Here is a 21,755-nt window from a genome sequence, read left to right as displayed (position 1 = left end):
CCGATGACGCCACCTGTGTCCCATATTGTCCCACCGTAGGAGTGCCCCGCAAAGGGTCCGCGACTCGCGGGGCGCCCTGCGCCCCGGTGGCCGCCGGTGACTCCGCCGCGGCCGCCGGTGCTGGAAAATGTACTCATGGCCGGATTTCCGCGCAGGCCAGAAGGACGGCGGCGTCCTGAGCCGGGCGTGCGCAGCTTCGCCGCGCAGGCGTTCGCCCTCCAGATGGTGATGCTGCTGGTGCTCATCGTCGCCGCCGGCACCGTCCTCGTGCTCCAGACCCGGAGCAACAGCCTGGCCGACGCCCGGCACCGCACGCGATCCGTGGCCGAGTCCTTCGCCAGCGCCCCGGGCACGGCGGCGGCCCTCGACAGCCGCGATCCGACGGCGGTCCTCCAGCCGCGCGCCGAGGAGGCCCGGAAGCGGACCGGTGTGGCCTTCGTGGTCGTGTACCGGCCGGACGGGATCCGGCTCACGCACCCCGACACCGGCCTGATCGGCCGGCACGTCATCGGTCCGTACCGGCAGGCGGCCCGGGGCAGGTCCTTCACGGAGGTCGTCGCAGCGAGCCGCGGCCCCGCGGTCGACTCGGTCGTGCCCGTCTTCCGGACGGACGGCTCGGTCGCCGGCGTCGTGGACGTCGCGATCACGCTGGAGACCGTGAACGCGATGGTCATGGACCAGTTGCCGGTCCTGCTCGGGGGCGTGGGGGGAGCGCTCGTGCTGGCCACGTGCGGGGCGGCGTGGGCGAGCAGGCGGCTGCGACGGCAGACCCACGGTCTGGGCCACGTCGAGCTGACACGGATGTACGAGCACCACGACGCCGTCCTGCACTCCGTGCGGGAGGGTGTCCTCGTCGTCTCCGGCGAGGGCCGGCTGCTGCTGGCCAACGACGAGGCGCGGCGGCTGCTGGACCTGCCGGCGGACGCGGAGGGGCGCCGGATCGACGACCTCGGCCTGGAGCCGCGGGTGGCCGGGCTGCTGCACTCCGGACGGGTGGCCAGCGACGAGGTGCTCCCCGCGGGTGACCGGCTGCTGATCGCCAACACCCGCCCCACGGACCACGCGGGAGGACCGGCCGGCAGTGTGACGACGCTGCGGGACACGACGGAGCTGCGCGCCCTCTCGGGCCGGGTCGAGGAGACGCAGGAGCGGCTGCGGCTGCTGTACGACGCCGGGGCCAGGGTCGGCACCACCCTGGACGTCGTACGGACCGCCGAGGAGCTGGCGGAGGTCGCCGTCCCCCGGTTCGCCGACCTGGTCACCGTGGAGCTGCTGGAGCCCGTCCTGCGCGGCGACGAGCCGACGGACATGGCGGACATGCGCCGCGCGGTCAACCTCGGCGACAGCGTGGACCCGCCCGTCTTCCCCGTGGGCGGGCGGGTCACCTGGCTGCCCGGCACCCCCATGGCGGTGGCGCTGGAGAGCGGTCACGCGGTCCTGGAGTCCGATCTGGCCACCCACCACTGGCGGGTCCGGAGCCCGGAAACGGCCGGAAGGATCCTCGACCACGGGATCCGCTCGCTCATCGCCGTGCCGATGCGGGCGCGGGGCGTCCTCCTGGGGCTGGCCGACTTCTGGCGGACGGACCGGCGCGACCCCTTCGAGGACGAGGACGTCTCCCTCGCCGAGGAGCTGGTCGCGCGGGCGGCCGTGTCCGTGGACAACGCCCGCCGCTACACCCACGCGCACGGCGTCGCCGTGTCCCTGCAGCGCAGCCTGCTGCCCCGGGGGCGGCCCGAGCAGGACGCCCTCGAGGTGGCCCACCGCTATCTGCCCGCGCAGGCCGGTGTCGGCGGGGACTGGTTCGACGTGATCCCGCTGCCGGGCGCGCGCGTGGCCCTCGTCGTCGGCGACGTCGTCGGGCACGGGCTGCACGCCGCCGCCACCATGGGCCGCCTGCGCACCGCCGTCCTCAACTTCTCGGCCCTGGACCTGCCGCCGGACGAGATCCTGGTCCACCTCGACGAACTGGTCGCCCGGATCGACCAGGACCGGTCGGCCGAGGCCGAGGCCGACCCGATCACGGGGGCCACCTGTCTGTACGCGATCTACGACCCCGCGGGCGGATGCTGCACCGTGGCGAGGGCCGGCCACCCCGGGCCCGCGCTGGTACGTCCCGACGGCACGGTGCACTTCCCCGAAGTGCCGGCCTCCCCGCCGCTCGGCCTGGCGGCGGGCCTGCCCGTCGACACCACCGAGCTGCGGCTGGCGCCGGAATCGCTGCTTGTCCTGTACACCGACGGGCTGGTCGCGGAGCGGGACAGGGACATCGGCACCGGTCTCGCCCTGCTGCGCGACACCCTGGCCGGCCGGCCCGACCGCAGCCCGGAGGAGACGTGCCGGGCGGTGATCGACGCCCTGCTGCCCGCGCGCCCCAGCGACGACGTGGCGCTCCTGGTCGCCCGCACCCGGCTGCTGGACCCGGCGGACGTCGTGGGGTGGGACGTGCCCAGCGACTCCGCGTCCGTCGCCCGGGTGCGCGCGGCGTGCGCCCGGCAACTGGACGCGTGGGGACTTCAGGAGGTGGGTTTCGACACCGAGCTGATGCTCAGCGAACTGGTCACCAACGCCATCCGCTACGGCAGCGACCCGATCCGGGTCCGGCTGCTGCGCGACCGGGCCACCCTCATCTGCGAGGTCTGCGACGGCAGCAGCACCTCACCGCACCCGCGTCGCGCCGCCCTCACGGACGAGGGCGGACGCGGCCTGTTCCTCGTCGCCCAACTGGCCCGCCGCTGGGGCACCAGGTACACCCCCCACGGCAAGGTCATCTGGACCGAACAGCCCCTGCACGGCGACAAGGAACCGCAGCTCGACCGAGACCTGGGCGACCTGCTGCTCGACCAGTGGGACGACGAGCCACCGTGACGGCCACCCGTCCCACGCCCGCCCGCCGGCCCCGGACGGTCAGTTCTCGTCGGGGGCCAGGCGCAGGGAGATGGAGTTGATGCAGTACCGCTGGTCGGTCGGGGTCGCGTAGCCCTCGCCCTCGAAGACGTGGCCGAGGTGCGAACCGCAGCGGGCGCACCGCACCTCGGTGCGGACCATCCCGTGGGAGCGGTCCTCCAGCAGTTCCACGGCGTCGGTGTCCTTCGGGTCGTAGAAGGACGGCCAGCCGCAGTGGGACTCGAACTTGGTGCCGGAGGTGAACAGTTCGGCGCCGCAGGCGCGGCAGGAGTAGACGCCCCTGGTCTTCGTGTCGGTGTACTCACCGACGAAGGCGGGCTCCGTGCCGGCCTGGCGCAGCACGGTGTACTCGGCCGGGCTCAGCTCGGCCCGCCACTGCTCGTCCGGCTTCTCGACGTCGTACGGCATGGTTCTCGCGCCCCTCACTTCGGCAGACGGTCCAGGATGCGCGGTCCGAGGTCGGTGACGTCGCCCGCGCCCATGGTGAGAACAAGATCACCGGCCTTCGCCATTCCCGCCACCGCGTCGGGGACCTCGTCCTTGTCGTGGACGGCCGTCACGTCGGCGTTCGCCGCCCGCGCGGCGGCGATGATCAGCTCGCTGGTGATGCCGGGGATCGGGTCCTCGCGGGCCGGGTAGATGTCCAGGACGACGGAGGCGTCCGCGAGGGCCAGCGCCTGGCCCATCTCCTTGCCCAGCTCCTGGGTGCGGGAGAACAGGTGCGGCTGGAAGACGACCAGGATCCGGCCGTCGCCCGCGGCCGCGCGCATCGCCTCCAGGTCGGCGGTCATCTCGGTCGGGTGGTGGGCGTAGGAGTCGACGACCTGGACTCCGGCGGCCTCGCCCTTGAGCTGCAGGCGCCGCTTGACGCCGGTGTACGCGGCCAGCGCGGAGGCGAGTTCGGCGGCCGGGACGCCCAGCGCGGCGCCCGCGGCCAGCGCGGCGACGGCGTTGTGCGCGTAGTGGCGGCCGGGCACGGAGACCTGGAAGGTGATCCCGGTGCCGTCCAGCAGGACGGTGACCTCGCTCTTGAGGCCCTGCGGCACGACCGACAGGATCCGCACGTCGGCGTCCTCGGACTCGCCGTACGTCACCGTCCGCACCGCGCCGGACACGCGCCGGGTCAGCTCCCGCGCGCCCGGGTGGTCGGCGGCGATCACCAGCGTGCCGCCGGGGACGATCCGGTCCACGAAGGTCTCGAAGGACTCGTAGATCTCGTCCATCGAGGCGTAGTTGGCGTGGTGGTCCAGCTCGACGTTGAGGACGATGGCGACCTCGGGCGCGTACTTGTGGAAGCTGCGGTCCGACTCGTCGGCCTCGGCGACGAAGATCTCGCCCTCGCCGTGCAGCGCGTTGGAGCCGGGGACGTCCAGGTCGCCGCCGATGGCGTACGACGGCCGCAGTCCCAGCTCGCCGAGGGACACGGCCAGCATCGAGGTGGTCGTCGTCTTGCCGTGGGTGCCGGCGACCGCGATCGGGCGCAGGCCCTCCATCAGGGCGGCCAGGGCGTCGGAGCGGTGCACGACCGGGATGCCCAGCTCGGCCGCGCGGGCCAGCTCCGGGTTGTCCTCGCGGATCGCCGAGGAGACGACGACGCAGCTGGCGTCGTCGGCGAGGTGGCCGGCCGCGTGCCCGATGTGCACGGTGGCGCCCAGGGCGCGCAGCGCCTCGGCGGTCTGAGACTCCTTGGCGTCGCTGCCCGCCACCTTGGCGCCGCGCTGGGCGAGGATCTTCGCGATGCCCGACATCCCGGCGCCGCCGATGCCGATGAAGTGCGGTCGGTCCATGGCGGTAGGAAGGCCGGGTGCCATGCGCTTTTCTCCCCAGGTGGTGCGGCTGCGGTACGACGGTGCGGGCGCCCCCGGGCGGGGGCGCCGCCCCAGCCTATGCCTTGCTGTGGGAGAAGAGTTTCAGGACCGGTACGCCCACCTTGTGGCGGGCCCGGGAGGCCCAGTCGCGGTGGAAGAACTCCTCCACGTAGTGCGGGTCGGTCAGGACGATCACCTCGTCGGCGCCGACCTCGGCGACCAGGGACTTCAGGGCGTCCAGCGGATGGTCCTCGACGAGCCGGCCCTCGGCCCGGCTGCCCGCCGCGCGCAGCGCGAGGAGGGACACGTCCAGGGCCTGCTCCCCGGCGCCCTTCGCGGCCGCGCCCTCGGGGGTCTCGCCCTCGCGCGTCGCCTCGTCGAGTTCGCCGAGTGCGATGTCGTCGATGGCCCGCAGCAACCGGTCGGCCTGGTCGCCGCGCGGCTGGAGCAGCACGTGGAAGAAGACCGGCTCGTCGCCGTGCAAGGTGGTGACGAACTCCACGTCGGCGGACGTCAGGGCCTTCTCGATCATCAATACGCTTGTGAACACCAGGCGCCCTTTCTCCTCCGAGGGTCCCCGGACCCTCCGTCTCCCGCCACGGGCCGCAGCGACCCCTGCGGAAACCATCCTGCCCCGTGATCGCACGGGTATCGCGGGATTTGCGGCGGCGCTGCTCCGGTCAGGGGCGGCGGTACCTGCTGAACAGGAAGCCGTCGTCCTCCAGCAGGGACGCCAGGGTGAAGCGCCGCGGGACCGTGACGGAGGGTCCGCCGGCGATGCGCTGGGCGTCACCCGCGGTGAGCATCGGGGAGACCGTGAGGCACATTTCGTCGAGGACGCCGGACGCCACCATCTGACCGAGCAGGCGCGGCCCGCCCTCGGTGAGCAGGCGGGTGTGGCCGAGTCCGGCGAGCGCCCGGACGGCGCGGGCGGGGTCGACACCGACGCCGTCACCGGCGATCACCACACGGGCGCCCGCCTTCTCCGCGGCCGCGATCCGCTCCGGGGCCGCCGCCGCGCCCGTGAGGACCAGCGTGGGCACCAGCGACGAGGTGAACAGCGGCAGCGAGAAGTCCAGCTCGAGGCTCGCCGTGACGACCGCGATCGCCGGAGCCGGCCCCTGCCCGGCCGCCTCCCGCAGCGCCGCGAACTCCGCCCGGGCCCGGGCCGGGCGGTACCCCTCCTGGCGCACCGTCTCCGCGCCGACCACCACCACGTCGGCCAGCGCCCGCAGCGTGCCGAAGATCCGCATGTCGGCGGCGCTGGAGATGGGCTGTGAACGCCCCTCGTGCTGGGCGGCCCCGTCGAGGGTGGCGACCATGTTGGCGCGCAGCCACGGTTCCCCGGCCGCCGCCCCGCGCTCGGGGTAGGCGTAGGCGGCGGCCAGCTCGGCGAAGCTCCACTCCCGGTCCACGAGGGCGCCGGGCACACTCGTACCACCGGCCCCGTGCGCCGCGTCCGGGCTCTGGGCTGCTGTTTCGTCGGTCACAGGGAACAGGCGTCGCATGACGTGCAGTGTTCCACGCCGCTTACCATGGGGAACCGTGTCGTCCTCCACAGCCGCCTCAGGGCTCAGCTCCCTGACCACCACGGCCCCGCTGTCCCTGTGCGCCCGCGAGCCGCACGTCCCCGCGGACCGGCTGGTCGCCGAGATGGTGCCGCCGCCCCGCTTCGACGCGGTGCGCTTCGCGACGTACATCCCGGACCCGAAGCAGCCCAGCCAGACCCAGGCCGTCGAGGTCCTGGACGACTTCGCCGCCGGACTCGGCGGCGCGTCCGCGACCGGCTCCGGCAGGCGCGGCCTGTTCGGCTTCGGCAGGAGCAAGGGCAAGGCCAAGGGCGGGGCCACCGGTGCCGGGCCCCGCGGTGTCTACCTCGACGGCGGCTACGGCGTCGGCAAGACCCACCTGCTGGCCTCCCTGTGGCACGCCACCCCGGCCGAGCCCACCCGCAAGGCGTTCGGCACCTTCGTCGAGCTGACCAACCTCGTGGGCGCCCTCGGCTTCCAGAAGACCGTCGAGACGCTCTCCGGCCACCGCCTGCTGTGCATCGACGAGTTCGAGCTGGACGACCCGGGCGACACGGTGCTCGTGTCCACCCTGCTCGGCAGGCTGGTCGACGCGGGCGTCGCGCTCGCCGCCACCTCCAACACGCTGCCGGGCAAGCTCGGCGAGGGCCGCTTCGCCGCCACGGACTTCCTGCGCGAGATCCAGGGCCTGTCCGCGCACTTCCGCGCGCTGCGCATCGACGGCGAGGACTACCGCCACCGCGGCCTTCCCGAGGCTCCGGCGCCGTACTCCGAGGAGCAGGTGACCAAGGCGGCGTACGCCACGGAGAACGCCTCGCTCGACGACTTCCCGCACCTGCTCGACCACCTGGCCAAGGTGCACCCCAGCCGTTACGGCGCCCTGACCGACGGGCTGACGGCCGTGTGCCTCACCGACGTGCGGCCGGTGCCGGACCAGTCGACGGCGCTGCGGCTCGTGGTCCTCGCGGACCGGCTCTACGACCGCGAGGTGCCCGTACTGGCCTCCGGGATGCCCTTCGACCGGCTGTTCAGCGAGGAGATGCTGAACGGCGGCTACCGCAAGAAGTACTTCCGCGCCATATCCCGCCTCACCGCCCTGGCCCGGGACGCCAAGGGGCTCGTCGAGACGCACTGACCGGGGCCGACGCCCCGGCGGACGGCTTCCCGGGGTTTACCGTGTCTCCTGCCGGCTCTTGATCGTTGGCCGGCTCCTGATCGTTGGCTGGTCCGCGCCGGAGACACGGAGTCGCCCCATGCAGCCCCTGATCCACAACGCCCGTACGTTCGGACGGCGCCCGGAGGACTTCGCCCGGCTCGCCGAGGGCCAGTCCCCCGAGGTCCTGTTCATCGCCTGCTCCGACTCCCGGGTCGTCCCGGCCCTGATCACCGGCGCCCGGCCCGGCGAGCTGTTCGAGCTGCGCACCGCGGGCAACATCGTGCCGCCGTACGCCTCGGCGCGGCCCACCGCCGAGGCGGCCACCATCGAGTACGCGGTGGAGGTGCTCGGTGTCGGCGACATCGTCGTCTGCGGCCACTCCCACTGCGGCGCGGTCGGCGCCCTCGTCCGCGGGGACGACCTCGACGCCGTACCCGCCGTACGGGACTGGCTGGCGCAGGCGACGCCCCGTCCGGCGGGGACCGCCCAGGACCCGGCGGTCGCCGAGGGCGTCCGGAGCCACGTCCTGGCCCAGCTGCTGCGGCTGCGCTCGTACCCGTGCGTCGAGAAGCGGCTCGCGGACGGGCGGCTCACGTTGCACGCCTGGTACTACGAGGTGCACACCGGCGCGGTGCTGGCGCACTGCTCGCGGACGGACACGTTCACGCCCCTGTGAGCGGAGGCCGTCCGGCGGCTCGACCGTGGCGTCGGACCGGGCATATCGTTGAAGCGAGCGCATAGCAGGCATACCGGCGACCGGTCGAGGAGTCCTCGTCATGGTGCAGGAAGTCGTGACCGCCGTGATCAGCGCGGGCTGCGTGGGGTTCGTGTACCTCGCCGCGGCGATGCGGGTCGTCAAGCAGTACGAACGCGGGGTGGTGTTCCGCCTGGGGCGGCAGAGCGGTGAGGTACGCCCGCCGGGCCTGGCGGTGATCGTCCCGTTCGTGGACCGGCTCTACAAGGTCAACATGCAGATCGTCACGCTGCCGATCCCGGCCCAGGAGGGCATCACCCGGGACAACGTGACGGTACGCGTGGACGCGGTCGTCTACTTCAGGGTGGTCGACGCCCCCAACGCGCTCATCCGCGTGGAGGACTACAAGTTCGCGGTCTCGCAGATGGCGCAGACGTCCCTGCGCTCGATCATCGGCAAGAGCGACCTGGACGACCTGCTGTCCAACCGCGAGAAGCTCAACCAGGGTCTCGAGCTGATGATCGACAGCCCGGCCGTCGGATGGGGCGTGCAGATCGACCGGGTGGAGATCAAGGACGTCTCCCTGCCGGACACGATGAAGCGGTCCATGGCACGGCAGGCGGAGGCCGACCGTGACCGGCGGGCCCGCATCATCAACGCGGACGCGGAGTACCAGGCGTCGAAGAAGCTCGCGGAGGCGGCCCAGCAGATGGCGGACACGCCCGCCGCGCTGCAGCTGCGGCTGCTCCAGACGGTGACGGCGGTCGCCGCCGAGAAGAACTCCACCCTGGTCCTGCCCTTCCCGGTCGAGCTGCTGCGGTTCCTGGAGAAGGCCCAGCGGGAGCCGGAACCGGAACGGTCCAGGAGCCTCGACAAGAGCACGGCACCGACGGCATCCCGGCCGCCCGAGGAGCTGCCGGCGGCTGCCACGGAGGTGTCCACGGATCCCGACGGCACCGCCCCCGATTCGGCCCCGGTCACCCCTGTCCGGAGCAGTGCCGAGTCGGCCCCGATCACCCCCGTCCGGAGCAGTGCCGACGCGGTCACTCCGGAGCCGGACGGCAGCGCGGCCCGCACCGGGACGTAGCTCCCGTCTCCCGTCCCCGTCCCCTGTACGGCCCCGCGCGGTCGCGGCGCCGTGAGGACGCCGTTAGCGTGCGTGGCATGCGCAGCCGGCTCGTGGGGGTTGTGGTTGTCCTGATCGCGACGCTGGGGGGCCTCGCGGGGTGCGGGGGTGGAGGCACCGGAACCGCCGCCATGCCCAGCGCCGACGCCCCACCGGGTGCCGCGGGCCGGATCACCGTGTCCAGCCCGGCGTTCGCCGACGGCGGCACCGTTCCCGGCCGCTACACGTGCGGCGGGGCGGACGTCTCGCCGCCGCTGGCGTTCTCCGGGGTTCCCGCGCGCACGGCGGGGCTGGTCCTGCTGGTCGAGGACCGGGACGCCCCCGGGGGCACGTTCACGCACTGGCTGGTGTGGAACATGGACCCGCGCACCAGGAGCCTGCCAGCGGACGCGACCCCGCCGGGAGCCACTCAGGGACGCAACGACTTCTCGAAGTCGGGCTACAGCGGCCCCTGCCCGCCGCCGGGCACACCCCACCGCTATGTCTTCACGGTGTACGCCGCCGACCGCCGCCTCGCCCTGAAGCCGAATGCCACGGCAGCCGACGTACGGAGCGCGCTGAGCGGCCACACCCTGGCCTCCGGCACCCTCACCGCCCGCTACGGCCGCTGAGCCGGGACCGGACCGCCGGGCCACCGGACCACTCGGCCACCGGGTGGGTGACCGCGCGGCCATGCCGCCGTTCCCGTGATCGAAGAAGGTCATATGTTCATCGTGTGATCACACTTGTACGACGCATCACCGCCGTCTGCGCCCTCGGCGCCGCCCTGGCCGCCTGCGGCGGCAACGAGGGCCCCCGCGCCGGGCTGACGGCCCCCTCGAAGTCCGCGTCGGCCTCACCCTCCGCACCGGCCAGTCCCTCGCCCTCCCGGCCGCCGGCCCTCACCCCGGGGCCCGGCGGCCTGACCCCCGTCTTCAGCAACGGCCCCCGCACCAAGGGGAAGACGGTCGCGCTCACCTTCGACGCGGACATGACCGCCGACGAGGGGCCGCGCGCGGCGGCGGGCGAGCACTTCGACAACCCGGAGCTCATCGCCACCCTGCGCGCCCTGAAGGCGCCGGCCACGGTGTTCATGACCGGTCGCTGGGCCGAGCAGTACCCGGACCAGGCCCGCTCCATCGGCAGCGACCCCCTGTTCGAGCTCGCCAACCACTCCTACAGCCACTACGCGTTCGCCGCGAACTGCTACGGACTGCCCAGGGTGCCCGCCGACCGGATGCGGTCGGACGTGGAGGGCGCGTACGAGGCGTTCCGCAAGGCGGGCGTGCCGCACCCGATGCCGTACTTCCGTTTCCCCGGCGGCTGCTACGACCAGCAGGCCCTGCGGGCGCTCAGCAGTCTCGGTGTCACCGCGGTGCAGTGGGACGTGGTGAGCGGAGACGCGTTCGCGACGGACGCGGACGCCGTGGCCAGGCAGGTATTGAACGGGGTCAAGCCGGGCTCGGTCGTGGTCATGCACTGCACCCGCAGCGCCGCCCCCACCACCGAGCGCGTGGTGCGCGCCGTCGTACCGGAGCTGCGCAAGAGGGGCTACCGCCTGGTGAAGGTCTCCGACCTGATCGCCGCCTCGACCGACCGCGCCTGACGATCCGGGCCGGGGGCCGGTGGCGGCCCGGGGGCCGGTGGCGGCCCGGGGGCCGGTGGCGGCCCGAAGCCGGGACCGACCGGGAGCCGTGACCCACCGGGAGCCGTGACCCACCGGGAGCCGGTGGCGGCCGGAGAGCCGACAGCGGCCCGAAAGCCCGGGGCAACGCGGAGTCGGCGGCAGCCCGAAAGCCGGGATCGACCGGGGGCCGGTGGCGGCCCGGAGCCGGGACCGACCGGGAGCCAGTGGCGGCCGGGGCCCGTCGGCCGGCTGGCAGACTGGGCGCCGTGAGCACCGACGAGAGCACCACGGCCACCACCCCGCAGGACAGCCCGTTCCGGTCCGAGCCCGGCGCACGCGACCAGGCGCGGCAGTTCGTGCTGCCGCTGGTGGTGCGGATCGAGCGGGCCGCTCCCCCGGCCCGTACGGACGCCCTGGAGACCGCGGCCCGAGCCGTCCTGGTGCTGCTCGCCGACGAGCGCTCGGCCGGTGACGGGGAGTGGGAGCGGGCCGTGCGGGACTGGCAGGACGCCCGGATCCGCAAGGTGGTGAGACGGGCGCGTGGCGCCGAGTGGCGGCGGGCCGAGGCCCTGCCCGGCATCACCGTCACCGGCACGGCGGCGCAGGTGCGGGTCTTCCCGCCCGTACCGCTGGACGGCTGGCCGAAGGACCTGGCAAAGCTCCAGGTCTCCGGCACCGAGCTCGACGACCCGGAGCCGCCCGCCGCGCCGGACCCGGACGTCCCGGTGCTGTGGATGAGCCCCCGGCTGGACATGTCCGCGGGCAAGGCGATGGCCCAGGCCGGCCACGGCGCCCAGCTCGCCTGGTGGGAACTGTCCGACGAGCGGCGCACGGCCTGGCGGGACGCGGGCTTCCCGCTCACCGTCCGCACCGCCGACCCCGCCCACTGGGCGGAACTCACCTCCGGCGAACTGCCGGTGGTCCGCGACGCGGGCTTCACGGAGATCGCCCCCGGCTCCTGCACGGTCGTCGCCGACCACCCCGCACTGCGCCCGGACCGGCTCCGGGCCCACGGCGGGGCTTAGGGCCTTTCGTTTGGATCAGGCCGGGCTCGCGGGCCCTGGCACCGCTCCCCCAAGCTCTTCGAGCAGGGGGCAACCCCAGCCGCGTTGTCGTCGGTTGGCAGGGCTCCGCCCTGCCGCCCTCCTCCGCCTTGCGACGCTCCCCCACTGCCTGAACCGCGTGGGAGGTTCCCCCAGCACCAGACCCCGCTCCCTGATCCGGCCTGATCCAAACGAAAGGCCCTAGCTCAAATGTTGCTCTGAAGGTGCGGGCCGCGGGGTTCGGGGCCCGGCGCCCGGGCCATACCCCCGTCACGTGCACCGGTGTGGGGGCAAGAGGGGGGCGAGGCCAGGATGGAGCGGCTCGGGACGGGGATCGGGTGGCGGCCGGAGATCGCGGACGCGGTGGAGGAGATGCCGGGCATCGACTGGGTCGAGGTCGTCGCCGAGAACGTGTGCCCTTCGCATCCGCCAGAGTCGCTGCTGCGCCTGCGCGGCCGCGGGGTGACCGTGGTGCCGCACGGGGTCTCGCTCGGCCTGGGCGGCGCCGACCGGCCGGACGAGGGCAGGCTGACCGCCCTCGCCGAGCGGGCGCGGGCGCTCGGCTCGCCACTGGTCACCGAGCACATCGCGTTCGTCCGCGCGGGCGGCGCGCTGACCGCCTCGCCGCGGCTGGAGGCCGGGCACCTGCTGCCCGTGCCGCGCACCCGCGACGCTCTCGACGTGCTGTGCGAGAACGTCCGTATGGCGCAGGAGGCACTGCCCGTGCCGCTCGCCGTGGAGAACATCGCCGCACTGCTGGCCTGGCCGGACGAGGAGCTGACGGAGGGACAGTTCCTGTACGAGCTGGCCGACCGCACGGGGGTGAGGCTGCTGATCGACGTGGCCAATCTGCACACCAACCACGTCAACCGGGGCGAGGACCCGGCCCGGGCGCTGGCCGAACTCCCCCTCGAAGCCATCGCGTACGTCCATGTGGCGGGCGGCTTCGAACGGGACGGCGTCTGGCACGACAGCCACGCCCACCCGGTGCCGCGCCCGGTCCTCGACATCCTGACCGATCTCGCCTCGCGCGTCGCCCCACCGGGGGTCCTGCTGGAGCGCGACGAGAACTTCCCCGAACCGAGCGAGCTGGAGCGGGAGTTGGCGGCCATCGCAACGGCGGTGGAGTCGGGACGCACGGCGCCCGTGCGCCCAGTGCCCGACGCCGACCCGGCGCCCGTCTCCGACGCCGCGCCCGGACCGGAGTGGCGGGCGGCCGGCACCGAGGCCGCGCGGCAGCGGCTCGCGCTCGCGCAGACCTCGTTGCTCTCGGCGCTCGTCGCCGGGACGCCCGCGCCGGAGGGGTTCGACCGGGTGCGTATCGGCGTGCAGGCGCGCTCGCTCGCCGCGAAGCGGGCGGACGTCGTGGCCAAGGTGGCGCCCGAACTGCCGGTACTGCTCGGCGAGGGCTACCGGACCGCGTTCCTCTCCTATGCGCAGAGGCACCCGATGACCGGGGGCTACCGGCAGGACGCCCTGGAGTTCACGGAGTCCCTGCTGCTCGCCGGCCGTCCTCACGACGCGGGCGTCCGGCGGGAGTTGCGGGAGTGGTGGCTGGACCGCTCGGGGCCGGCGCCCCGGTCGCGCCGCCCGGCGGCACGGGTGGCCCGCGCGGCCCAGCGGGTGCTGCTGGGCCGCTGAGCCCGGCCCCGCCACCCCGACGCCCTGACCTCGGCAAACAAACGGAACGTCACATACCGGAAACACTCTGTCCGGATGGCGAACAGGGCATGGTGTTTCCCAGGCCTCTGGCATAGAAACGCGTCATGTTCTGGGTCCTTCTCCTGCTTCTGGCCTGGGCCTTCGCGGGCACGGCGTGCCTGCGGCTGTGCCTGGCCGCGGTGCGCGCCGCGGCCGTCGACGTGGACGCCGGCCGGGGCCGCGATCTGACGCTCTACGAGGCGGCGTTCCTCTCGGGCGGACCGGCGCGGGTCGCCGAGCTGACCCTGGTCTCCATGGCGCGCCAGCGTCGGCTGCTGCTCGCGCACACCGGTTGGGCGACGGTCGTCGATCCGCGCGGGCGGGACGAGATGGAGCGTTCCGTCATAGGGGCGATCGGCCCGGAGGGGCAGTCCCGGATCGCGCCGGTGCGCGCGGCGGCGGCCACCGCGGAGGCGGTGCGCGGCCTCGCCGACCGGCTCGTCAGGGCAGGTCTCGCCGTGCCGGACGGGGACGGGTCCACGATCGCGGCCGGGGTCCGCCGGGTGCGGATCGCCGCGCTGGCCGTCCTCGCCCTGAGCCTGACCGCGCTGCTGCTGCCCGGCCCGACCGGGATGCCCCGGGAGCTGATCGCCCTCTGGTTCGCGCTGCCGCTCGCGCTGACCCTGAGCTGCCTGGTCATCGCCCGCTTCGAGGTCCACCCGTACTCGCGTTGGGCCTCTCCGGCCGGCCAGCGCCTGCTCGGCAGCCTGGCCCGCCACATGAACGGCTTCGGCGACGAGCGCGCGTACCTGGCATCCGTGGCCGTACGCGGCATCAACGCGATCGGCGAACCGAACCTGCGCGCCGCCTTCGCCCACCACGACCGGCCCGTGCAGGACCGCCCCGCACGCAACCGGCCCCGCACGGCCGGGCATCCCAAGACCGCTGGCGCGGACGGCGATTGACCGAAGGCACTTCGCTGGTGATTGATCGAATCGGCTTGGCCATATCAGCGGCTGGCGTTCTGGCCTGCCTCATGCTCGTCGCCGGCGCCGCGCAGGCATATATGAACGGAGACGATTCAGGATGGTTCATCTCTTTCGCGGCGCTGCTTCAGATCACGACCGTCTGGCAGCTCGTGCGTGACGTCAAGCGGCACCGCAGGAAGCGAGTCCAGGCGGACTGACTTCTCGCCTGGGACCTCGTCACCGACTGACGCCCGCCCGGTCGGACACGAACGAGAGGCACGACATGGCCCCGCGAGCGGTCCCGGCCAGGAATGAACGGGCGTGCGGGCGGCCGTGCGTGCCGGAGTGTGCGCCCGGCGCCGGGGCCTGCCTGGGGCGCGTCGGGGGCATCGGCCGCGACACCGGCGGGCGGTGCTTGCCCTTGCCCTCGAGGTGAACGAAACATCCCTTCTGTCGCTGCCGTGCACCGAAGGGATACGCGATGACCGCTGCCGCCGTCTGGACGGCCGCCGGGTCCCTGTTCCTCACCGCCCTCGCCGGCGCCCCGGCCACGCCCACCGCACACCTCCCCGGTGCCGCGGCGGAACTGCGGGGCGCCGTCGTCGCCGCGGCGTGGGCGCGGGCGGCCGGGATCGACTTCGGCGCGTGTCCGGAGGCGCGGGAGCTGCCCCGGAGCATGGAGTGCGGCACGGTCCAGGTGCCCCTCGACTACGCGCACCCCGACGGCAAGCGGATCCGGCTCGTTGTCAGCCGGGTGCGGGCCACGCACAAGGACCCGCGCAACAGCAAGCGCAGAGTGTCCGGTCAGGGCGCTCTCGTGTTCAACCCGGGCGGTCCGGGCGCCGACGGCACCTCCTTCCCGCTGATGGGCCTGCTGCCGGAGTGGAAGCGCGTCGCCTCCGCGTACGACCTCGTCGGCTACGCCCCACGCGGGGTGGGCCGGTCGGCCCCGCTGTCCTGCCAGGACCCGAAGGACTTCTTCGAGCTCCGGGCGCCCAGAGCAGCGCCGACGCACCCCTCACGGGCGTACAAGGAACAGCGCGTCGCCGAGGCCAAGGCGTACGCGGGCGGCTGCGCCCGGCGCGCGGGCGAGTCCCTGCGTCACTACAACTCCCTCAACAACGCCCGCGACCTGGACGTGCTGCGAGCGGCGCTGGGCGAGGACCGGCTGACGTTCGTGGGCGCCTCGTACGGCACCTACCTCGGTGCGCTGTACGCCGCGCTGTTCCCCACGCGCGTCCGCCGGATGGTCTTCGACGCCGCGGTGAACCCGGCGCCCGACCGGATCTGGTACCGCGCCAACCTGGACCAGTCGGCCGCGTTCGAGGCCCGCTGGGCGGACTTCCGCGCGTGGACGGCGCGGCACGACGACGTGTACGCGCTGGGCGGTACGGCCGGGCAGGTGCAGAAGAGCTACGACAGGGCGCGGGAGCGGCTCGCCGCCGAACCGGCGGGCGGCTCGGTGGGACCGGGCCAGTTGCAGGGCCTGCTCCTGACGGCCGGGTACTACGACGACCACTGGCCGGGCAGCGCCAAGGCCCTGTCGGCGTATCTGAAGGGCGACCCGAAGCCGCTGGTCGCGCTGGCGGCCCCGCACCGGGAGGGGGCCGCCGCCGCGGAGAACGGCAGCGCGGTCTACACGGCCGTGGAGTGCAACGACGCTTCCTGGCCGACGGACTTCGCGGTCTGGGACCGGGATAACACACGGCTCGCGCGGGTGGCGCCGTTCGAGACCTGGAGCAATGTGTGGGCGAACCTGCCGTGCGCCTACTGGCCGGCGCCCCGGCAGCGGCCCCTGGACGTGAGGACCGGCCCCGGCGAGCTGCCGCCGACGCTGATCCTGGCCGCCGAACGGGACGCGGCCGCGCCGTACACGGGCGCCCTGGAGCTGCGCGGGCGGCTGGCCGGTTCGGTGCTGGTGACCGAGCGGGGCGCGGGCACGCACGGCATCGCGGGCGGGCCGAACGCCTGCGTCAACGCGCATCTGGACGCCTACCTGCTCCAGGGCCGCCTGCCGGGGCGGCAGGCGGTGTGCGCCCCGCGCGCGGAGCCGCGGCCGTACGGCCCGACGTTCCAGGAGACCCGCGTACGCCAGTTGCGTGAGGCCTTGCAACGGGCGACCGGCCGGGCCGGCCCCACCGCTGAGCGGCGGGGCCGGGGCCGGGGCCGGGTCCCGGGGCCCGTCGGCCCCGGGACACCGGCACGGGTCAGGCCAGACCGGCCACCAGCTCGGCGATGTCCTTGCGGCGCCCGGTGAAGAACGGGATCTCCTCGCGCACGTGCCGGCGGGCCTCGGAGGCGCGCAGGTGGCGCATGAGGTCGACGATGCGGTGCAGCTCGTCGGCCTCGAAGGCGAGGACCCACTCGTAGTCGCCGAGGGAGAAGGACGCGACCGTGTTGGCGCGCACGTCCGGGTAGCCCCGGGCCATCTTGCCGTGGTCGGCGAGCATGCGGCGGCGGTCCTCGTCGGGCAGCAGGTACCAGTCGTAGGAGCGCACGAACGGGTACACGCTGACGTAGTCGCGCGGCGTCTCGTCGGCGAGGAACGCCGGGATGTGCGAGCGGTTGAACTCGGCGGGGCGGTGCAGCGCCATGTTCGACCACACCGGCTCCATGGCGCGGCCGAGCCGCGTACGGCGGAAGAGGTTGTACGCCTCCTGGAGCTGGTCGCTGGTCTCGGCGTGCCACCAGATCATGAGGTCGGCGTCGGCGCGCAGGCCCGAGAGGTCGTACGTGCCGCGGATGGTCACGCCCTTGGCGGCGAGCTGGTCGAACAGCTCCTGGACCTCGTCCGCGTAGCCCGCGCGGTCCTCGGGGAGCAGGTCCTTCAGCTTGAAGACGGACCACAGCGTGTAGCGGATGACCTCGTTGAGGTCCTTAGCCAGCTTGCCCTTGTTCGGGACCCTGCCGGACTCGGTGGTGGGGGCGTCGTCACTCATGAGGCTATTCTCCCGCTCCGCCGTGCAGACTCTGCACCGGGGCCGCGGTGAGCTCCTGCAGACCCCGCAGGTCACCCCGCAGCTGGTCGACGGCCGCGTACGCGCTCGCGATGCACGCGGGGATGCCCACTCCGTCGTACACCGCGCCGCACACCGCCAGACCGGGCAGCTTGCCGACGTGCTCGCGGATGCGGGCCACGCGCGCGTGGTGGCCGACAGGGTACTGGGGCAGTCCGTCGGTCCAGCGGGTGACACGGGTCTCCAGGGGCGCGGCGTCCAGACCGGTCGCCTCGCGCAGGTCGTGCCGGGAGACGTCGACGAGGCCGGCGTCGTCGCGCTGGAGGATCTCCGTCTCGCCGTACCGCCCCACCGAGGTGCGCAGTACGACCACGTCCGGGTCCTCCTCGGCGATCCAGCCCCACTTCCGGGAGGCGAAGGTGGACGCCTTGATGGTGCGGCCGTCGACGGGGGGCACCAGGAAGCCGCTGCCCTCGGGCAGGGCGGCGTCGGCGCGGCGGTAGGCGAGGGTGATCAGGGCCATGGAGGCGTACTCGACGGCCCGCAGTTCGGCGGCGGCCTCCGGGGACTCGGCGCTCAGCAGCCCGGCGGCGACGGGCGCGGGCACGGCGACGATCACCGCGTCGGCGTGCAGCACGCGGTCGCCGGCGGTCACCTGCCAGGACGTACGGTCCTGCCTGCGCAGCTCCGTCACCGGGGTCCCGGTCAGGATCTCGCCGCCGCGGGCCCGCACCGACTCGGCGACCGCGAGCGGCAGCCGGCCCACGCCGCCCTCGATGCCCATGAACACCGGCCCGGTCTGCTGTGCGGCGGCCGCCGCGGCCTGGATCTCGCGGACCCCTTCCAGCAGCGAGTCGTGGGTCTGGGCGGCCCGGAAGAGCTGGGGGACGGCCGAGCGCATCGAGATGCGGTAGGCGTCACCGGCGTAGACCCCGCCGAGCAGGGGCTCCACCAGGCGGTCGACGACCTCGCGGCCCAGGCGGGCGGCCACGTACTCGCCGACGGCCACGTCGTCGCCGACCTCCGTGCGGGGCAGCCCGGCGTCGCGCTCGATACGGGCGAGGCCCTCCTCGGAGAGCACGCCGGACAGCGCGGAGGCGGTGCCGGGGACGCCCATGACGTGCCCCTTCGGCATGGGGCGCAGGGCGCCGCGGGTCCAGATGGAGGCGCTCGCCGTGGCGGGCGGCTGGAGGTGGTCCGCCAGTCCCGTCTCGCGCGCGAGGGTCACGGCCTCGGGGCGGCGGGCGAGCATCGACTCGGCGCCCAGGTCGACGCGGACGCCCGCGATCTCGCCCGGCAGCAGCTTGCCGCCGACGCGCTCGGCCGCCTCCAGCACGGTCACCCGCGCCCCCTGCCGCAACAGCCGGTGCGCGGCGGCCAGCCCCGCGATCCCGGCCCCGATGACGACGACATGGTCCGTGCCCGTACGCGTTGCGCTCATGAACCCACTCTCTCAGACCCCTCCGACACGCCTGCGCGCCCCGGTGTCCGGGCCCGAGTCATGCCCGAGTCACGAACGTGACCGCATCGGAACCCACGCCCGGCCAACGTCTCGCGTGGGCCGGGAGTCGAAGAAGCGTCAGTGGTCACGACGACCCTCGGGGGTATGCCACATGCGCACACGACGTTCCGTCCGGCCCGCTCACGCGCTGGCCGGGCTCCTGCTCGCCACCGCCCTTTCGCTCACCGGGTGCAGCGCGGGCGACAGCACCGCTGACTCCTCCGCCAAATCCGCGGCGGGCGCGGCCGGCAGCGAGGACCAGCGGGGCGCGGCGGACAACGGCGGCGGCCGGGCCTCCGGGGCGAGGGCCACCGCGCCGCCCCGGATCACCGCGAACCACATCATCCGCACCGCCTCGCTCACCGTGCAGGTCAAGGACGTGCCGAAGGCCCTCGACGCGGCCCGGACCACCACCGAGAACGCCGGAGGGTACGTCGGCGACGAGAGCACCAGCCGCGACGAGGACGGGCACGAACGCACGCGCGTGGTGCTGCGCGTGCCGGTCGAACGCTACGACGAGGTGCTCAGCGATCTGGAGGGCACCGGCAAGCTGATCGAGCGCACGGCGAAGGCGCAGGACGTCACCGACCAGGTCGTGGACGTGGACAGCCGCGTCAAGTCGCAGCGGGCGAGCGTGGCGCGGGTGCGGGAGCTGATGGACCAGGCCACCCGGCTCAGTGACGTGGTCAGCCTGGAGGGCGAGTTGAGCCGCCGCGAGTCCGACCTGGAGGCGCTGCTGGCCCAGCAGGCGTCGCTGAAGGACCGTACGAGTCTGGCCACCATCACGCTGTCGCTGTCCCGGAACCCGGCGCCCAAGCCGGTGGCCGCCGAGGACGACGAGCCCGGGTTCGTGGACGCGCTGGCGGGCGGCTGGCACGTGTTCGTCACCGTGCTCCGCTGGATCGCCCTGGCCGTCGGGGCGCTGCTCCCGTTCGCCGCGGCGGCGGCCGTCGTCGCGGCGCTGTGGCTTCGGGTGATACGGCCCCGGCTCCCGCGCCGCCCCGCCGCCGACGCCCCCGTCATGACCGCGCCGGACGCGCTGCCGGACTCCCGGCGGGAGCCCGCGCCCCCGGCAGGGGAGCTGGGCGGCGAACCGGGCACTGAGGACTGAGGTGGCATCGGAGGCTGAGGCTGCCTCAGGGCCGGGACGCTCCCGGAACCGGGAGCGGCTCGGGATTGCGGCAGCCTCAAGACCGGGGGCCGACCCGGGACCGGGGACACACTCGGGACCCGGGGGCGGGCTCAGGACTGCGGCAGCCGCACGACCGGGGCGGTCTGATCCCCGTAGCGTGGGCGCATGGAGATGAAGGCCGCGCGGGATGCCCGGGGTACGAAGGAACGCCTTGTCGTGATCGGCGGCGACGCCGCGGGGATGTCCGCGGCGTCGCAGGCACGCCGGCTGCGCGGGCCGGACGAGCTGGAGATCGTGGCGTTCGAACGCGGCCACTTCGCCTCGTTCTCGGCGTGCGGCATCCCGTACTGGGTGGGCGGCGACGTCGACGAACGGGACCGGCTGATCGCCCGCGCGCCCGAGGAGCACCGCGCGCGGGGCATCGACCTGCGCATGCGCACCGAGGTGACAGAGATCGACGTGGCCGCCGGACGCGTGCGCGCGCGGGACGTCGATTCCGGCGCGGAGTCCTGGACGCCGTACGACAAGCTCGTGATCGCGACCGGGGCGCGCCCCGTCCGCCCCGACATGCCCGGCGCCGACGCGCCCGGCGTGCACGGGGTGCAGACCCTCGACGACGGCCAGGCCCTGCTGGACACCCTCGCACGCGCGCGTGGCCGCCGGGCGGTGGTGATCGGGGCGGGCTACATCGGAGTCGAGATGGCCGAGTCGCTCATCAAGCGCGGCTACGAGGTGACGGTCGTCAACCGCGGCCGGGAACCGATGTCGACGCTCGACCCCGACATGGGCCGCCTGGTGCACCGGGCCATGTCGGGCCTCGGCATCACCATGGTCGACGACACCGAGGTGACCAAGGTTCTCACCGGCGACGACGGCGGGGTCCGGGCCGTGGCGACCGCGCACGCCGAGTACCCGGCGGACGTGGTGGTACTGGGCATCGGGGTGCGCCCGGAGACCGCGCTCGCACGGGCGGCCGAACTCCCGCTCGGCGCGCACGGCGGCCTGCTCACCGACCGGGCGATGCGGGTGCGCGGTCACGAGAACATCTGGGCCGGCGGCGACTGCGTGGAGGTCCTGGACCTGGTCTCCGGGCAGTTGCGCCACGTCCCGCTGGGCACCCACGCCAGCAAGCACGGCCAGGTCATCGGCACCAACGTCGGCGGCGGCTACGCCACCTTCCCGGGCGTCGTCGGCACCGCGGTGAGCAAGGTGTGCGACCTGGAGATCGCGCGCACCGGGCTGCGAGAGAAGGACGCCCACCGGGTGGGCCTGCGGTTCGAGACGGTCACCGTCGAGTCGACCAGCCGCGCGGGCTACTACCCCGGCGCCTCCCCGATGACCGTCAAGATGATCGCCGAACGCCGTACCGGCCGCCTCCTGGGCGTGCAGATCGTCGGCCGTGAGGGCGCGGGGAAGCGGGTGGACATCGCCGCGGTCGCCCTCACCGCCGGTCTGACGGTGGAACAGATGACGGCACTGGACCTCGGCTACGCGCCGCCGTTCTCCCCGGTGTGGGATCCGGTGCTCGTGGCGGCCCGCAAGGCCGCGGCGAAGGTCCGCGACAGCACACCGTGAGCCCTGCGCCGTTCCGGCCGGCCGCGGCCCGCCTTCCCCGGGCCGCGGGCGGTTGAGGAGAAGTACGTACACGCGGACGGCGGCGTTCACCGATTCGGCGAGCGCATCGCGG

The 21,755-nt window shown here is 73.9% G+C and carries 19 protein-coding genes; 13 read left to right on the top strand and 6 right to left on the bottom strand.

What is annotated here, in order from left to right; all coding sequences use genetic code 11:
* The first annotated feature begins 186 nt into the window (after positions 1-186).
* Complete coding sequence (locus tag CG719_RS00210; protein WP_324838177.1) at positions 187-2,868, top strand: SpoIIE family protein phosphatase; 2,682 nt, start codon at positions 187-189, stop codon at positions 2,866-2,868.
* A gap of 39 nt (positions 2,869-2,907) precedes the next feature.
* Here the strand turns inward: CG719_RS00210 and msrB are convergent, their stop codons facing one another.
* The 4 genes from msrB to CG719_RS00190 form a co-directional block, all read right to left on the bottom strand.
* Entirely contained in the window at positions 2,908-3,315 is a 408-nt protein-coding gene (gene msrB, locus CG719_RS00205; protein WP_100566380.1) for a peptide-methionine (R)-S-oxide reductase MsrB, read from the bottom strand.
* A gap of 14 nt (positions 3,316-3,329) precedes the next feature.
* The gene (gene murC, locus CG719_RS00200) at positions 3,330-4,718 is read right to left on the bottom strand and encodes a UDP-N-acetylmuramate--L-alanine ligase (RefSeq protein WP_100566379.1); all 1,389 of its coding nucleotides are present in this window, start codon (positions 4,716-4,718) and stop codon (positions 3,330-3,332) included.
* A gap of 73 nt (positions 4,719-4,791) precedes the next feature.
* Entirely contained in the window at positions 4,792-5,265 is a 474-nt protein-coding gene (locus CG719_RS00195) for an indole-3-glycerol phosphate synthase (RefSeq protein ID WP_199836449.1), read from the bottom strand.
* A gap of 130 nt (positions 5,266-5,395) precedes the next feature.
* Positions 5,396-6,223 (bottom strand): pyrimidine reductase family protein, encoded by an 828-nt coding sequence (locus tag CG719_RS00190; RefSeq protein ID WP_100566377.1) that lies wholly within the window; start codon positions 6,221-6,223, stop codon positions 5,396-5,398.
* A gap of 37 nt (positions 6,224-6,260) precedes the next feature.
* Between CG719_RS00190 and zapE the strand changes: the two genes are divergently transcribed.
* The 10 genes from zapE to CG719_RS00140 all read left to right on the top strand — a co-directional run bounded on the left by zapE (position 6,261) and on the right by CG719_RS00140 (position 16,735).
* Positions 6,261-7,379 carry a cell division protein ZapE gene (gene zapE / locus CG719_RS00185; protein WP_100566376.1) on the top strand — a complete coding sequence of 373 codons (1,119 nt, stop codon included), beginning with the start codon at positions 6,261-6,263 and terminating at the stop codon, positions 7,377-7,379.
* 118 nt (positions 7,380-7,497) lie between these two features.
* Positions 7,498-8,076 carry a carbonic anhydrase gene (locus CG719_RS00180; RefSeq protein ID WP_100566375.1) on the top strand — a complete coding sequence of 193 codons (579 nt, stop codon included), beginning with the start codon at positions 7,498-7,500 and terminating at the stop codon, positions 8,074-8,076.
* A gap of 100 nt (positions 8,077-8,176) precedes the next feature.
* Positions 8,177-9,181 carry a slipin family protein gene (locus tag CG719_RS00175; RefSeq protein WP_100566374.1) on the top strand — a complete coding sequence of 335 codons (1,005 nt, stop codon included), beginning with the start codon at positions 8,177-8,179 and terminating at the stop codon, positions 9,179-9,181.
* Positions 9,182-9,351: 170 nt separating this feature from the next.
* On the top strand, positions 9,352-9,831 hold the full coding sequence (locus CG719_RS00170) for a YbhB/YbcL family Raf kinase inhibitor-like protein (protein WP_100566373.1): 480 nt from the start codon (positions 9,352-9,354) through the stop codon (positions 9,829-9,831).
* Between the two features lie 104 nt (positions 9,832-9,935).
* A complete protein-coding gene (locus CG719_RS00165; protein WP_100566372.1) occupies positions 9,936-10,805 on the top strand; it encodes a polysaccharide deacetylase family protein in 870 nt (289 codons plus the stop codon).
* Between the two features lie 278 nt (positions 10,806-11,083).
* Positions 11,084-11,851 (top strand): peptidyl-tRNA hydrolase, encoded by a 768-nt coding sequence (locus CG719_RS00160; RefSeq protein ID WP_100566744.1) that lies wholly within the window; start codon positions 11,084-11,086, stop codon positions 11,849-11,851.
* 330 nt (positions 11,852-12,181) lie between these two features.
* Entirely contained in the window at positions 12,182-13,510 is a 1,329-nt protein-coding gene (locus CG719_RS00155; protein ID WP_100566371.1) for a DUF692 domain-containing protein, read from the top strand.
* A 125-nt stretch (positions 13,511-13,635) separates the two neighbouring features.
* Positions 13,636-14,475 carry a TIGR04222 domain-containing membrane protein gene (locus CG719_RS00150; protein ID WP_100566370.1) on the top strand — a complete coding sequence of 280 codons (840 nt, stop codon included), beginning with the start codon at positions 13,636-13,638 and terminating at the stop codon, positions 14,473-14,475.
* Complete coding sequence (locus CG719_RS00145; RefSeq protein ID WP_159024794.1) at positions 14,472-14,696, top strand: hypothetical protein; 225 nt, start codon at positions 14,472-14,474, stop codon at positions 14,694-14,696. Before CG719_RS00150 ends, CG719_RS00145 begins: the two co-directional genes overlap by 4 nt.
* A 263-nt stretch (positions 14,697-14,959) precedes the next feature.
* Entirely contained in the window at positions 14,960-16,735 is a 1,776-nt protein-coding gene (locus CG719_RS00140; protein WP_100566368.1) for an alpha/beta hydrolase, read from the top strand.
* On the opposite strand, the gene hemQ is transcribed toward CG719_RS00140, so the two are convergent.
* Together hemQ and hemG are read right to left on the bottom strand one after the other, a co-directional pair.
* On the bottom strand, positions 16,686-17,417 hold the full coding sequence (gene hemQ, locus CG719_RS00135) for a hydrogen peroxide-dependent heme synthase (RefSeq protein ID WP_100566367.1): 732 nt from the start codon (positions 17,415-17,417) through the stop codon (positions 16,686-16,688). The genes CG719_RS00140 and hemQ overlap by 50 nt on opposite strands.
* Before the next feature lie 4 nt (positions 17,418-17,421).
* The gene (gene hemG, locus CG719_RS00130; RefSeq protein WP_100566366.1) at positions 17,422-18,876 is read right to left on the bottom strand and encodes a protoporphyrinogen oxidase; all 1,455 of its coding nucleotides are present in this window, start codon (positions 18,874-18,876) and stop codon (positions 17,422-17,424) included.
* Positions 18,877-19,048: 172 nt separating this feature from the next.
* Between hemG and CG719_RS00125 the strand changes: the two genes are divergently transcribed.
* Both CG719_RS00125 and CG719_RS00120 read left to right on the top strand, forming a co-directional pair.
* Positions 19,049-20,047 carry a DUF4349 domain-containing protein gene (locus CG719_RS00125; protein WP_100566365.1) on the top strand — a complete coding sequence of 333 codons (999 nt, stop codon included), beginning with the start codon at positions 19,049-19,051 and terminating at the stop codon, positions 20,045-20,047.
* A 186-nt stretch (positions 20,048-20,233) separates the two neighbouring features.
* Positions 20,234-21,643, top strand: coding sequence for an FAD-dependent oxidoreductase (locus tag CG719_RS00120; protein WP_199836448.1), 1,410 nt, complete (start codon positions 20,234-20,236; stop codon positions 21,641-21,643).
* The last annotated feature ends 112 nt before the right edge of the window (positions 21,644-21,755 follow it).

Source organism: Streptomyces sp. CB01373 (assembly GCF_002803075.1).
Lineage (GTDB): Bacteria > Actinomycetota > Actinomycetes > Streptomycetales > Streptomycetaceae > Streptomyces.
Note: the sequence above shows the minus strand (reverse complement) of the source record. Positions and strands in the feature narration are given on the sequence as shown.

Bases quoted from the DNA above. Each gene is read 5' to 3' on its own strand.
- msrB (WP_100566380.1), bottom strand. From the start codon at position 3,315: ATGCCGTACGACGTCGAGAAGCCGGACGAGCAGTGGCGGGCCGAGCTG.
- CG719_RS00150 (WP_100566370.1), top strand. From the start codon at position 13,636: ATGTTCTGGGTCCTTCTCCTGCTTCTGGCCTGGGCCTTCGCGGGCACG.
- CG719_RS00120 (WP_199836448.1), top strand. From the start codon at position 20,234: ATGGAGATGAAGGCCGCGCGGGATGCCCGGGGTACGAAGGAACGCCTT.
- CG719_RS00140 (WP_100566368.1), top strand. From the start codon at position 14,960: ATGACCGCTGCCGCCGTCTGGACGGCCGCCGGGTCCCTGTTCCTCACC.
- CG719_RS00125 (WP_100566365.1), top strand. From the start codon at position 19,049: ATGCGCACACGACGTTCCGTCCGGCCCGCTCACGCGCTGGCCGGGCTC.
- hemQ (WP_100566367.1), bottom strand. From the start codon at position 17,417: ATGAGTGACGACGCCCCCACCACCGAGTCCGGCAGGGTCCCGAACAAG.
- CG719_RS00180 (WP_100566375.1), top strand. From the start codon at position 7,498: ATGCAGCCCCTGATCCACAACGCCCGTACGTTCGGACGGCGCCCGGAG.
- murC (WP_100566379.1), bottom strand. From the start codon at position 4,718: ATGGCACCCGGCCTTCCTACCGCCATGGACCGACCGCACTTCATCGGC.
- hemG (WP_100566366.1), bottom strand. From the start codon at position 18,876: ATGAGCGCAACGCGTACGGGCACGGACCATGTCGTCGTCATCGGGGCC.
- CG719_RS00190 (WP_100566377.1), bottom strand. From the start codon at position 6,223: ATGCGACGCCTGTTCCCTGTGACCGACGAAACAGCAGCCCAGAGCCCG.
- CG719_RS00155 (WP_100566371.1), top strand. From the start codon at position 12,182: ATGGAGCGGCTCGGGACGGGGATCGGGTGGCGGCCGGAGATCGCGGAC.
- CG719_RS00170 (WP_100566373.1), top strand. From the start codon at position 9,352: ATGCCCAGCGCCGACGCCCCACCGGGTGCCGCGGGCCGGATCACCGTG.
- CG719_RS00175 (WP_100566374.1), top strand. From the start codon at position 8,177: ATGGTGCAGGAAGTCGTGACCGCCGTGATCAGCGCGGGCTGCGTGGGG.